Annotated in this window: 10 protein-coding genes and 1 pseudogene; 10 read left to right on the top strand and 1 reads right to left on the bottom strand. The window is 64.5% G+C overall.

The genetic code is table 11. The features are described 5' to 3' along the window. The 9 genes and pseudogenes from K2Z83_RS26695 to K2Z83_RS26655 form a co-directional block, all read left to right on the top strand. A pseudogene (locus K2Z83_RS26695) lies at positions 1-260 on the top strand (L-arabinose isomerase); the annotation flags it as partial. Between the two features lies 1 nt (position 261). Further along, positions 262-1,854: a xylulokinase gene (locus tag K2Z83_RS26690; RefSeq protein ID WP_220598212.1), complete on the top strand. Its 1,593-nt coding sequence runs from the start codon at positions 262-264 to the stop codon at positions 1,852-1,854. Between the two features lie 185 nt (positions 1,855-2,039). Then, entirely contained in the window at positions 2,040-3,305 is a 1,266-nt protein-coding gene (locus K2Z83_RS26685; protein WP_220598211.1) for a response regulator, read from the top strand. Between the two features lie 25 nt (positions 3,306-3,330). Then, positions 3,331-4,917: a sensor histidine kinase gene (locus K2Z83_RS26680; RefSeq protein ID WP_220598210.1), complete on the top strand. Its 1,587-nt coding sequence runs from the start codon at positions 3,331-3,333 to the stop codon at positions 4,915-4,917. Between the two features lie 248 nt (positions 4,918-5,165). After that, positions 5,166-6,041 (top strand): ABC transporter substrate-binding protein, encoded by an 876-nt coding sequence (locus K2Z83_RS26675; RefSeq protein ID WP_220598209.1) that lies wholly within the window; start codon positions 5,166-5,168, stop codon positions 6,039-6,041. Positions 6,042-6,266: 225 nt separating this feature from the next. Next, complete coding sequence (locus tag K2Z83_RS26670; protein ID WP_220598208.1) at positions 6,267-7,295, top strand: ABC transporter substrate-binding protein; 1,029 nt, start codon at positions 6,267-6,269, stop codon at positions 7,293-7,295. Positions 7,296-7,420: 125 nt separating this feature from the next. Continuing rightward, positions 7,421-8,935, top strand: a complete 1,515-nt coding sequence (locus K2Z83_RS26665; RefSeq protein ID WP_220598207.1) for a sugar ABC transporter ATP-binding protein — start codon at positions 7,421-7,423, stop codon at positions 8,933-8,935. Next, on the top strand, positions 8,932-10,008 hold the full coding sequence (locus K2Z83_RS26660) for an ABC transporter permease (RefSeq protein ID WP_220598206.1): 1,077 nt from the start codon (positions 8,932-8,934) through the stop codon (positions 10,006-10,008). The genes K2Z83_RS26665 and K2Z83_RS26660 overlap by 4 nt, the downstream gene beginning before the upstream one ends. After that, a complete protein-coding gene (locus K2Z83_RS26655) occupies positions 9,992-10,972 on the top strand; it encodes a hypothetical protein (protein WP_220598205.1) in 981 nt (326 codons plus the stop codon). The genes K2Z83_RS26660 and K2Z83_RS26655 overlap by 17 nt, the downstream gene beginning before the upstream one ends. Positions 10,973-11,028: 56 nt before the next feature. Here the strand turns inward: K2Z83_RS26655 and K2Z83_RS26650 are convergent, their stop codons facing one another. Further along, positions 11,029-11,796, bottom strand: a complete 768-nt coding sequence (locus K2Z83_RS26650; RefSeq protein ID WP_220598204.1) for an HAD-IA family hydrolase — start codon at positions 11,794-11,796, stop codon at positions 11,029-11,031. 197 nt (positions 11,797-11,993) lie between these two features. Between K2Z83_RS26650 and K2Z83_RS26645 the strand changes: the two genes are divergently transcribed. After that, a complete protein-coding gene (locus K2Z83_RS26645; RefSeq protein WP_220598203.1) occupies positions 11,994-12,683 on the top strand; it encodes an HAD family phosphatase in 690 nt (229 codons plus the stop codon). The last annotated feature ends 38 nt before the right edge of the window (positions 12,684-12,721 follow it).

Here is a 12,721-nt window from a genome sequence, read left to right as displayed (position 1 = left end):
CGCCGCTGCCGAAGCTGCCGGGGGCCCGCGCGCTCTGGCTGCCGGAGCCGAGCCTGAAGGTCGCGGCGGCGGCGTGGATCTACGCGGGCGGCGCCCACCACACCGGCTATAGCTACGACCTGACCGCCGAGCACATGGAGGACTTCGCCACGATCGCCGGGATGGAGTTCTTGCTGATCGACCAGGCCACGACCGTCCGCACCTTTAAGCAGGAGCTGCGCTGGAACGACCTCTACTACCACCTCGCCAAGGGGATATAGCATGGATATCCAGGCCGCAATTGCGCACGGGAAGACCGTGCTTGGCGTCGAGCTCGGCTCGACTCGGATCAAGGCGGTGCTGCTCAGCGAGGACCACACGCCGATCGCATCGGGGAGCTATGCGTGGGAGAACCGCTACGAGAACGGTGTCTGGACCTACCACCTTGAGGATGTCTGGGCAGGCCTCCAGGAGAGCTACCGGAGCCTCAGCAGCGAGGTTTTCGAGAGGCACGGCCTGCGCATCCAGTCGATTGGTGCCATCGGCTTTAGCGCCATGATGCACGGCTACCTGGCATTCGGCCAGGATGGGACGCTCCTCGCGCCATTTCGCACATGGCGCAACACGATCACCGGCCTGGCGGCCGCGCAGCTTACGGAGCTGTTCCAGTTCAACATCCCCCAGCGCTGGAGCATTGCGCATCTCTACCAGGCGATACTGAATCAGGAGCCCCACGTCGGCGCGATCGGCCACCTCACCACGCTGGCCGGCTATGTCCACTGGAAGCTGACGGGACAGCAGGTGCTGGGGGTCGGCGAAGCCTCGGGCATGTTCCCGATCGACAGCGCGCTCAACGACTACGACGCGCGCATGGTCGAGCGGTTCAGCGCGCTGCCTGAGGTGGAGCCGCTCCCATGGATGCTCCGCGACATCCTGCCCAGGGTTCTCGTCGCCGGCGAGCCCGCGGGCGCGCTGAGCGAAGCGGGCGCCAGGCTGCTCGACCCCAGCGGATACTTGCGGGCGGGCATCCCGCTCTGCCCGCCCGAGGGCGACGCAGGCACCGGCATGGTGGCGACCAACAGCGTGGCCGCGCGCACGGGCAATATCTCTGCGGGGACATCGGTCTTCGCCATGATCGTCCTGGAGCAAGAGCTGTCGCAGCTCTACCCCGAGATCGACATGGTGATGACACCCACGGGCAAGCCGGTCGCCATGGTACACAGCAACAACTGCACCTCCGACCTGAATGCCTGGGTCGATCTCTTCCAGGAGTTCTCGCGCGTGCTGGGCGTGGATGTGGCCGAGCCCAGGCTGTATGAGCTGCTGTACCAGCAGGCGCTCGCGGCCGACGCTGATGGCGGTGGGCTGCTGGCCTACAACTACGTGTCGGGCGAGCACATCACGCACCTGGAGCAGGGCCGCCCGCTGTTTGTCCGCACCCCCGAGAGCCGCTTCACGCTCGCCAACTTCATGCGCGTACACCTGTTCGCGGCGCTGGGCGCGCTGAAGATCGGGCTGGACCTGCTCGTTGAGCGGGAGCGCGTGCAGGTCGACCAGATCCTCGGCCACGGCGGCTTCTTCAAGACAAAAGACGTCGGCCAGAGGATCATGGCGGCGGCGCTCCAGGCCCCCGTCTCAGTGATGGAGACGGCAGGCGAGGGCGGGGCCTGGGGGATTGCCCTGCTGGCCTCCTACATGCTCCAGAAGGCGCCGGACGAGCCCCTGGAGGCCTACCTCGCCGACAAGGTCTTCGCGGGGCAGAAGAGCGCCACGGTCGCCCCGGATGCGCAGGATGTCGCCGGCTTCGCGGCGTTCATGGGGCGCTACCGCAGGGGGCTTATCATCGAAAGAGCCGCCGTGGAGGCGCTGAGCTAGGCATGGGCCACAGGCCCGCAAAATCTCATGTTGCTTTGGCCAGATGGGCCAGCGGAGCTGGCCCATCTGGCCAAAGCAACATGAGGCATTTAAGCCCACGTGCTAAAATGGCGCACGGGTAGCACTTGCAGGTAGCATGGGTGCCACCTGCGACGACAGCGCGACGCAGCGCGAAAGGTCAGCATATGACCTACAAAGTCTTTCTGGTCGAAGATGAGATCGTGACCCGCGAAGGTATCCGCGATACCATCGACTGGGGCGCGGCGGGCTACCAGTTCTGCGGCGAGGCGCCGGACGGCGAGATCGCGCTCCCGCTCATCCGCGAGCGGCTGCCAGACACGGTGATCACCGACATCAAGATGCCGTTTATGGACGGCCTGGAGCTCTGTCGCATCCTCAGGGAGATCCTGCCGGAGACGAAGATCGTCATCCTCAGCGGTCACGATGAGTTCAAATACGCCCAGGAAGCCCTCCGCATGGGCGTGACCGAGTATCTGCTGAAGCCGATCGTGCCCCAGGATCTGCTCGCCGCGCTGCGCAAGGTCGCCCAGCAGCTGGACGAGGAGCACCAGAAGAGCGCGCACCTGCTGGATCTGCAGGCCCAGATGTCTAGCAACTGGAGCCGCCTCCGCGAGCGCTGCCTGCTCAACCTTGTGGCCGGTAACATCTCGTCGGCCGAGTTCATCGAGCAGGCGCAGCGCCTGTCGATCGATCTGCTCGCGCCCTGCTACCGGGTCGTGGTCGTTCGCGCGATCCTGCGCGCCGACACGGCCGACATACCGCTCTACCGCCTGTACCAGCAGGTTGACGCGATCATCGCCGAGCAGATCGGCGACAGCCCCTCGGTGTTCTCCTTCAAGCAGGGCCTGGAGGAGACCGTCCTGATCCTGAAGGGCGAGACTCCCGAGCTTCTGGCGAGCATGGCCCAGCATCTGAGCGACGCGATCCAGCGGCAGGTGGCCGAGCATACGTGCTGTATGGCCGTGATCGGGTCGGGCTTTGCCACCGAGCGGCTCGGAATGATCGCGCAGTCGTTCGCGCAGGCGCTGGCGAAGCTCAGCGTAGGCGAGCGCCAGACGCCCGCCGCCCCCGATCTGCCCGAGCAGCCTCATGCCGAGCAGAGCCACAACGCGGTGCTGATCGCAAAGGCCCGCACGTATATCGATGCGAACTATGCCGACCCAGACACCTCGCTCGGCCAGGTCGCCGCGCAGGTGCGGCTGAGCCCCACCTACTTCAGCGTCGTCTTCAGCCGGGAGACTGGCGAGACGTTCATCGAGTATCTCACCAATGTGCGTATTCGCAAGGCCATCGAGCTGCTGCGCACAACCGCGCTGACCTCCAGCGAGATTGGCTACCGGATCGGCTACCAGAACCCGCGCTACTTCTACTCGGTCTTTCGCAAAGTGACCGGGCTGCCGCCGAATACGTTTCGCCGACAGGCGTCGTGAACCCCCACGCTGTGGTGAGGTCGGTATGAGCAAGAAGCTGCTCCCGTTCAGGCTGTCCATCCGCGACAAGATCCTGCTGGCGCTGCTGATGGTCGTGGTCCTGCTGAGCGTGCCCTACGTCGTCCTGATCATCCCGGGCATGCAATATAAAGCCCAGTACGACATGCTCATCCAGAATATCACGACGGCGAATAGCATCAACGGCTATATCAAGCCTGCGATCGACGCGGAGATGTGGGACATCATCGCCGGGAAGAAGTCGTTTGACTCCGGCGCACAGTACACCATCCTCGCCGATGTCGATCAGCGCGTCCAGCTGATGATCGCCAACACCAACTCGGAGAAGGGCCGCCTGAAGCTCAACGTCATCCAGCGCACGCTACGCACGCTGCGCGAGACGATCGATCAGGTGGGGGTCCAGATCGCGCAGCACCGCACCTTCGAGGACAACCTGGTGCGCATGGAGCAGATCCGCGAGGTCTCGCAGCTGATCGAGGACAACATCCAGGAGTACGCGCTGTTCGAGGTGAACCGGACGCAGTACCAGTATCAGGCGATGCAGGTTGGCCTGACGCGCTGGGCCTTCGGCGGCCTGGGCATGATCGTGGCGGCGATCCTCTTCTCGATCGCGGCGGCGTGGCGGATCTCGAAGAGCATCTACCTCCCGATCAAAAAGCTTCACGACGATGCGACCACGATCACGCACCAGGATCTTCAGGCGCTGGTGGCGGACGATAACGCCGACGAGATCACCGCGCTCGACCTGAGCTTCAACCTGATGGTCGGCAAGATCAAGGAGCTGCTCGACGCCAAGATCGAGGAGCACGAGAACCTCAGGAAGGCCGAGTTTCGCGCGCTCCAGGCCCAGATCAACCCGCATTTCCTCTACAACACCCTCGACACGATCATCTGGATGGCTGAGGCCAGGCGGATCGACCAGGTCGTCGAGCTTGTGCGGGTGCTGACGCGCTTCTTCCGCATCACGCTGAGCAAGGGCAAGGACTGGATCACGGTGTGCGAGGAGATCGCGCACGTCGAGAGCTATCTGGCGATCCAGAAGATGCGCTACCGCGATATCCTCGACTACCAGATCGACGTGCCGGATACGGTGCGCGACGCCGTGATGCTCAAGCTGACCCTCCAGCCGCTGGTTGAGAACGCGCTGTATCACGGGATCAAGAATAAGCGCAGCGGCGGCTCGATCATGGTGCGCGGTCGGCAGCTGGAAGGCGGGCGGCTGCAGATCCAGGTCGAGGACAACGGCATCGGTATGACCCGGGAGCGGCTGACGGAGATCCGCGCGCTGCTTGGCCCCGAGGTCGGCGACAGTATCGTCTCGGAGAGCGGCTACGGGATCAACAATGTCAACCAGCGCATCAAGCTCTATTACGGGCACGAGTACGGCCTGAGTATCGAGAGCGAGTATCTGCACGGCACCTGCGTATCGCTCGTCGTGCCGCTCCAGCGGGGGCTCGGCTCGCGGGCGCCGCTGGCGACAGCGCCAGCCGATGCGCCCTCGGGCGGTCGCGCAATCATAAAAAATCGAACACTGATCGAAAAAGAACGGACACTCGCCGCTCCGAAAGACAATAATAAAGTAGATATGTTGTAAAAGAAACAGCATTCTCCAAGCACCCTCACGCGATATAATTCTGGCACACGGACGTCGCAATAAGGTGTGAGACTCCCAGGACTGTAGGTTCGCCTTTGTCCGTATGCCGCCAAAGGAGGCGCCGCGTGACGAAGTTCCTACGGCTCTACGCCATTGCATGTGTCACGCTAGCCACGCTGGCGAGCTGCGGCAGCTTCGCTCCTGCTCCCTCAAGCTCAGCTACCGCCACGGACAGGAGCCCCGCTAAAATGTACCAGGATCTGGTTGTGGGGTTCGCCCAGATCGGGGCCGAGAGCGAGTGGCGCACGGCAAACACCCGCTCGATCCAGGATACGGCGATCCGGCTGGGCGTCGAGCTGAAGTTTGCCGACGGGCAGCAGCAGCAGGAGAACCAGATCAAGCAGATCCGCTCATTCATCGCGCAGCGGGTCGATGTGATCGGCGTCTCGCCTGTGGTCGAGACCGGCTGGGATGCGGTCTTCAGCGAGGTGAAGCAGGCCGGCATCCCGCTGATCCTGCTCGACCGCCACGCGGATGTGTCCGACGATCTGTTCAGCGCCTTTATCGGCTCGGACTTCGTGCTTGAGGGCCAGCGCGCCTGCGTCGAGATGGCCAAGCTGCTGGATGGGCAGGGCAACATCGTCGTGCTGGAGGGCACCGCCGGCTCAGCGCCGACAGTGGACCGCCGCGCCGGCTTCGAGAGCTGCCTCCACCAGCGGCCAGGCATGCAGGTGATCGCCCGCCAGTACGGCGACTTCATCCGCGCCCGCGGCAAGGAGGTCATGAAGACCTTCCTCCAGACCTACGGATCGCAGATCGACGCCCTGTTCGCACAGAACGACGATATGGCGCTCGGGGCGATCGAGGCGATCGAGGAGTACGGCCTGCGGCCCGGCGTCGACATCAAGATCGTCTCGGTCGATGCGGTGCGCGGCGCCTTCGAGGCGATGCTCGCCGGCAAGCTGAATGCGACCATCGAGTGTAACCCGCTGCTTGGGCCGCAGTTCTTCGAGACGGCGCTGAAGCTGGCCAACGGCGACCCGGTGCAAAAATGGGTTAAGTCCGATGAGGGGATCTTTCGCCAGGACACCGCCGCGCAAGAGCTCCCGAAGCGCAAGTACTAACTCACACAGGGCGGCGGCATTCCGCTCATAAGGAAAGGAAGCCAGTGCCCACGCCGGCACCGGGTAGCGCACCACGCCGTGCGCCCTGTGTTTGACCGTGCCCGAAAACCGATTGGAGGTGTCAATGACCAACTGAGCCCACGCGGGCGGCGCGCAGCAGCATGTGTTCACATCGTCGATCGCAAGCGGAATAGACAGCCTTACCCCATGAAGGAGAGTGAGCCAATGAGAGCCTCACGCGTCACCTTGATCTTCACCATCGCCCTGATGGCGATGTCCATCCTGGCAGCCTGCGGCCAGACGCCGGCCGCGCCGGCCGCCCAGGCCCCCGCCGCCGCCGAGCAGCCGACCGCCGCCGCCAGCGGGGCCGTGACGAAGACCTACGCAGATATGACCCTGTGCTTCCCGCAGCTCGGCGCCGAGAGCGACTGGCGCACCGCCAACACGGCATCGTTCAAAGAGACCGCGACCACGCTCGGCATCAAGCAGCTGGTCTTCTCTGACGCGCAGCAGAAGCAGGAGAATCAGATTTCCGCCGTGCGCGCCTGCATCCAGCAGGGCGTCGATGTCATCGCGCTGCCCCCGGTCGTCGAGGATGGCTGGGAGCCGGTCCTGACCGAGGCCAAGAACGCCGGCATCCCGGTGATCATCGTCGACCGCAGTGTGAGCGCCGACCCGTCGCTGTACGCCGCCCACATCGGCTCCGACATGGTGCTTGAGGGCGAGCGGGCCGCCGAAGAGTTCAACAAGATGTTCCCCGACGGCGGCGCGATCCTTGAGCTCTCCGGCACCACCGGCTCGGGCGCGGCAGTTGGCCGGGCCAAGGGCCTGCGCAATAAGCTCAACCCGAACATCACGATCCTCGACACGCAGACCGGCAACTTCACCCGCGCCGAGGCCGTCCCCGTGATGCAGGCCTTCCTGAAGAAGTACAAGCCGGGCACCGACTTCCAGGGCATCTTCATCCACAACGACGACATGGGCATCGGCGTGATCGAGGCCCTCAAGGCGGCCGGCATCAACCCCGGCGACCTCAAGATCGTGTCGGTGGACGGCACCCGCGGCGGCTTCCAGGCCATGGTCGATGGCTGGTTCCAGGCCGATGTCGAGTGCAACCCGCTGCTCGGCCCGCAGGTTATGGAGATGGCCCTGAAGCTGATGAACGGTGAGCCGGTTGACCGCGAGGTGCTCACCAACGAGACCGTGTACTACCCCGACAAGGCCGCTGAGCTGCTGCCCACCCGTCAGTACTAACTCCCACACAAAACTGATGCTGCTGCGGCGCGGCTACGCCGCGCCGCAGCAGCATCAGTGCAGCAAACAACAAGAAATGCTGGGATCACCTTCTGAGCCTCTCTCCTCTAGCGCAGGGTACAGCCATGACAGACGACCGCGAGCTTGTTGCGATGCGGGGCATCACCAAAGCGTTCCCGGGCGTGGTTGCCCTGGAAGATATCACCTTCTCCCTGCGCAAGGGGGAGATCCACGCGCTGATGGGCGAGAACGGCGCGGGCAAGTCCACCTTGATCAAAGTCCTCACCGGGGTGGAGCACCCGGATCGCGGCACCATCGCGCTGGAGGGGAAGCAGGTGCAGGTGCGCTCACCGCAGCAGTCCCAGGCGCTCGGCATCAGCACGGTCTACCAGGAGGTCAACCTCTGCACGAACCTCAGCGTCGCCGAGAATATCATGCTGGGCCGCGAGCCCCGGCGCCTTGGCTCCATCCACTGGAAGAAGCTGAACGCCCTCGCCGAGCAGGCCCTCGGGCGCCTCGGCATCGACCTCGACGTGACCCAGCCGCTGGAGAACTACTCGGTCGCCATCCAGCAGATGGTGGCGATCGCCCGCGCGCTGGCGATCCTCGCGGTGCGCGTGCTGATCCTGGACGAGCCCACATCGAGCCTAGATATGCAGGAGACGGCGCGGCTCTTTGATGTGATGCGCAAACTAAAGGGCGAGGGCATCGGCATTATCTTTATCACGCACTTTCTCGATCAGGTCTACCAGGTCGCCGACCGGATCACGGTGCTGCGCAACGGGAAGTACATCGGCACCTACGACACCGCCTCGCTGTCGCGGGTCGAGCTGGTCGCCACCATGCTGGGGCGCAACCTGAGCGATCTGCACGCGGTGGCGCAGGCCAAGGTGGAGATCGCGCCCAAGGCCGCGCACGCCTGCGTGGCCGAGGCGAAAGGGCTGGGACTCAAGGGCTCGCTCGCGGCGATTGACCTGAGCCTGAACGCCGGCGAGGTGGTCGGGGTGGCCGGGCTGCTGGGCTCGGGGCGCACCGAGCTAGCCCGGCTAATCTTCGGGGTCGATGCGCCCGACAGCGGCTCGCTCAGCATCGACGGCCAGAAGGTCGAGCGCTTCTCGCCGCACGAGTCGCTCAAGCGCGGCATCGCGCTCTGCCCCGAGGACCGCAAGGCCGAGGGCATCGTCGGCGAGCTCAGCATCCGCGAGAATATCATCCTGGCGCTGCAGGCCCGCTACGGCTGGTTCAAGGTGCTGAACACGCAGAAGCAGTACGAGATCGCCGCGCAGTACATCAAGCTGCTGGGCATCCGCACCCCCTCCCCCGACCAGCTGGTGAAGAACCTCAGCGGCGGGAACCAGCAGAAGGTCATCCTGGCCCGCTGGATCGTGACCCAGCCGCATGTGCTCATCCTCGACGAGCCCACCCGCGGCATCGACGTGGGGGCCAAGGTGGAGATCCAGAAGCTGGTGCTGGACCTGGTGAAGGAGGGCATGGCGATTATCTTCATCTCCTCTGAGCTTGAGGAGGTGCTGCGGATCAGCCAGCGCATCCTGGTGATGCGCGACCGCAAGAAGGTGGCTGAGTACGCGGGCGATGTGAACGACCAGACGATCATGCATACGATGGCGGGCGACCTATGAATGCTCCTCCTCCCCTCAAGCGGATCCGCGAGAGCCGGCTGTTCTGGCCCCTGGCCGCGCTGTTCATCATCCTGCTGTTTGATGCGATCTTCGTGCCCAGCTTCTTTAAGATCGGGGTGCAGGATGGGCATCTCTACGGCAACCTGATCGACGTGGTGAACAACGGCGCGCCGCTGATGCTGGTCGCGATCGGCATGACCATGGTGATCGCCACCGGCGGGGTCGACCTCTCGGTCGGCGCGGTGATCGCGATCTCGGCGGCGATGGGCGCGGTGCTGATCAACCCGGCCCTGGGCGACCGGCTGATCACCAACGATATTCTGACCAAAGACGCCACCAACACGCCGCTCGTCATCATCGTCATCGCCAACCTGCTGGCGGGCACGCTCTGCGGCCTCTGGAACGGGATGCTGGTGTCGCGGGCCAGGATCCAGCCGATGGTGGCCACGCTCATCCTGATGGTGGCGGGGCGCGGGATCGCCCAGCTGATCACCAACGGCCAGATCATGACGATCTACTACACGCCCTACTTCTGGTTCGGCAACGGCTTCATCCTGGGGCTGCCGGTCTCGGTCTATATCGTCGCGCTGGTCTTCATCGTCGCGTCGCTGATCGTGCGCAGAACCCCGATCGGCCTGTTCGTCGAGGCGGTGGGGATCAACCCGAAGGCGACCTTCTACGCCGGCATCAGTGAGAAGAACATCAAGCTGATGGCCTACGCCTTCTGCGGCTTCTGTAGCGCCATCGCCGGCCTGATCCTCAGCTCCTACGTCCACAGCGCCGACGGGAACAACAACGGCCTGAACTACGAGCTAGACGCGATCCTGGCCGTGGTGATGGGCGGGACGCTGATGTCGGGCGGGCGCTTCTCGCTGTTTGGCAGCATCATCGGGGCGCTGGTGATCTGGACCTTCACCCTCTCGATGTACGCCCTCGGCGTGCCCGACAAGGCCCTGCTGGCCGGGCGGGCGGTGCTCGTGCTGATCGTCATCCTGCTCTACTCCGATCAGTCGCGACGGCTCCTGAGCAGGCTCTTTGACAGGAAGGGGGCTCGCCATGGCGCAACGCACTAAGCTGTTCCTCCTGCACCATGGCCCGCTGCTCACCACGATGGCCATCTTCTTCCTGGCGTATTTCATCGGTGGGCGGCTGTACCCGGCCATGCAGAAGCCGCAGGCGTTCTTCAACCTGTTCATCAACAACGGCCCCCTGCTGATCCTCGGGATCGGCATGACCTTTGTGATCCTGACCGGCGGGATCGACCTCTCGGTGGGCGGGGTGCTGGCCCTGACCACGGCCGCATCGGCGGCGCTGCTCCAGCTGGGGGCCAGCCCGGCCCTGGTCATCCCGCTGATGCTGGTTATGGGCACCGCGCTGGGCTGCACGCTGGGCTGCATCATCCACTTCTTTAAAGTCCAGCCCTTCATCGTGACCCTGATGGGCCTCTTCTTCGCCCGGGGCATGGCCTACATCATCAGCCTGACCTCGCTGTCCATCAATGACCCATTCTATAAGCAGCTGGCGCTCACCCAGATCCCGATCCCGTTCGTGCCGAAGGCGTACCTCTACATCCCGTCGCTGGTTGGCCCGATCCTCCTCCTGGTCGCCGTCTACCTGGCCTTCTTCACGCGCTTCGGGCGCACCGTCTATGCGATCGGCAACAACGAGCAGTCGGCGCGGCTGATGGGCCTGCCGGTCGGCCGGACCAGGATTCTTGTCTACTCCTTGAGCGGCTTCTGCTCAGCGCTGGCCGGGATCGTCTTCAGCATCTCGCTGCTGGCGGGCTATGGGCAGTTTGCCAGCGGGATCGAGCTCGACGCGATCGCCTCCGTGGTGATGGGCGGCACGCTGCTCACCGGCGGCGTGGGCAATGTGATCGGCACCCTCTTCGGCGTGCTGATCGAGGGCACGATCATCTCCATCCTCCAGTACAATGGGACGCTCAGCTCGTGGTGGACGCGGATCGGCGTGGGGGTCCTCACGCTGATCTTTATCGGCATCCAGAGCCTGTTCTACGTGCGCAGAAAGCACTCTTGAACGACAGGAAAGCGTTGACGACGATCGGCGAACTCCGCCTCATTGCGGCGCAAGCATCACGGCGTCAGACAGGCCGCCACGTCGTGCAGCGTGAGGTAGCTCCCGGGCATCACAGGGCTACGGTTCGCAATCACCTCCAGCGGGGTGCTCGGGTCGCCCAGGCTGGAGATGACCATAATAGCCTCGTCAAACTGCTCGCTCAGCGTGTAGCTGCTCGGCGTCACGATGCAGCTGATGCCGGCGCTAACAGCCGCCAGCAGGCCCAGGCGCGAATCCTCAATCACCACAGCCTCGCCTGGTGCTACCTTGAGGCGCTCTAGGGCCATGTAGTAGATGTCCGGGGCCGGCTTCTTTTGCGGCACACAGTCGCCGGCAAGCACGGTGAAATGTGCCGCCCGCGCCGGGCCGACGGTGTACTCCAACACGGCGCGCACCGCCGGCTCCGCAGAGGCCGAGGCAACGGCGAGCGACCAGCCCGCATCCAGCGCCTCGTCGACCAATCGAGCTACCCCCGGCCGCCCCACGATATGGCCAGCGGCCACGCGCTCGGCATAGATCGCCGTCTTGCGCCGGTGCCAGCGCTCCACCAGCCCCGCTTGGGCCGCAGGGTCGCTGGGCAGCCCAGCGGCGCGCACGAACTCCGCGGTGAGCAGGCTGGCGATACGCTCCTTGCCACCGCTGAACTGGAGCCGCTCAACGTAGTCCTCCGCCGACCACGAGGCGGGCAGGCCAAACTCGGCGAAGGCCTGGTTGAAGGCGGGAAGATGCGCTTCCCACTCTGTCTCGGCGAGAACCCCATCGCAGTCAAAGATGAGCGCTGGCATACGTGATATCTCCTGCCACAAACGATGTTGATGAAGCAGCCCAGTGTGTTCACCATCGGCCGGTCAGCTGAGCAGGCGCTCAAGGCCGCCATGCTATACTACATGATAGCGGAGGATGTTGCGCGAGCGGTGGGGCTGGCCCAGAGCTGTTGCAACGTCCTGGGGCAAACACCGCTATCGCTACCGAGTAGGACGCTATGATCGAAGCCGTTATCTTTGACCTGGACGGTCTGCTGGTCGACTCTGAGCCGGTCTGGGACCAGGCGAGAACGTCGATGGCCGACGAGGTCGGCCGCACGTGGACCGAGGATGACCACAGGGCGGTGATGGGCGTCAGCACGCAAGAGTGGGCCGCCTACATGATCAAGCGCCTGGGGCTGGCGCTCACGCCCGAGGAGGTACAGGACCAGGTCATCGCGCGGATGGTTGCGCTGTACCGGCGCGGCATCCCCTATCTCCCCGGCGCGGTCGAGGCTGTCCAGCTGGCCGCAAGCCACCTACCTACAGCGCTCGCCTCAGGCTCCCACCGCACCCTCATCGACACAATCACCGCCGACGCAGCCATGCGCGGCAAGTTCCAGGTCATCGTTGCCGCCGATGAGGTCGGCGCGGGCAAACCGTCGCCTGATGTATATCTGGCTACGGCCGAGCGGCTGGGCGTGCGGCCTGAGCGCTGCATCTGCCTGGAGGACTCGGGCAATGGCATCTTGGCCGGCGTGCGGGCCGGCATGAAAGTGATTGCCGTCCCTGATTCTCGCTTCGCCCCGAAACAGTCCCTGCTCGACCAGGCGCACCTTGTGCTCCCCTCGCTGGCTGCGTTCTCTCTCGACACGCTTACACTACTGGGAGGCGTGACGGATCCCAAGCCCGATGGCCTGGGCTTCTGAGTGTGCCGCCCCACGCTCGTTCGCAGGGCATGTGCAAC

This window comes from Oscillochloris sp. ZM17-4 (assembly GCF_019599295.1).
GTDB lineage: Bacteria > Chloroflexota > Chloroflexia > Chloroflexales > Chloroflexaceae > Oscillochloris.
The sequence above is the reverse complement of the archived record's forward strand: the minus strand, read 5'-3'. Positions and strand labels throughout refer to the sequence as shown.

Bases quoted from the DNA above. Each gene is read 5' to 3' on its own strand.
- K2Z83_RS26660 (WP_220598206.1), top strand. From the start codon at position 8,932: ATGAATGCTCCTCCTCCCCTCAAGCGGATCCGCGAGAGCCGGCTGTTC.
- K2Z83_RS26690 (WP_220598212.1), top strand. From the start codon at position 262: ATGGATATCCAGGCCGCAATTGCGCACGGGAAGACCGTGCTTGGCGTC.
- K2Z83_RS26675 (WP_220598209.1), top strand. From the start codon at position 5,166: ATGTACCAGGATCTGGTTGTGGGGTTCGCCCAGATCGGGGCCGAGAGC.
- K2Z83_RS26655 (WP_220598205.1), top strand. From the start codon at position 9,992: ATGGCGCAACGCACTAAGCTGTTCCTCCTGCACCATGGCCCGCTGCTC.
- K2Z83_RS26650 (WP_220598204.1), bottom strand. From the start codon at position 11,796: ATGCCAGCGCTCATCTTTGACTGCGATGGGGTTCTCGCCGAGACAGAG.
- K2Z83_RS26680 (WP_220598210.1), top strand. From the start codon at position 3,331: ATGAGCAAGAAGCTGCTCCCGTTCAGGCTGTCCATCCGCGACAAGATC.
- K2Z83_RS26665 (WP_220598207.1), top strand. From the start codon at position 7,421: ATGACAGACGACCGCGAGCTTGTTGCGATGCGGGGCATCACCAAAGCG.
- K2Z83_RS26670 (WP_220598208.1), top strand. From the start codon at position 6,267: ATGAGAGCCTCACGCGTCACCTTGATCTTCACCATCGCCCTGATGGCG.
- K2Z83_RS26645 (WP_220598203.1), top strand. From the start codon at position 11,994: ATGATCGAAGCCGTTATCTTTGACCTGGACGGTCTGCTGGTCGACTCT.
- K2Z83_RS26685 (WP_220598211.1), top strand. From the start codon at position 2,040: ATGACCTACAAAGTCTTTCTGGTCGAAGATGAGATCGTGACCCGCGAA.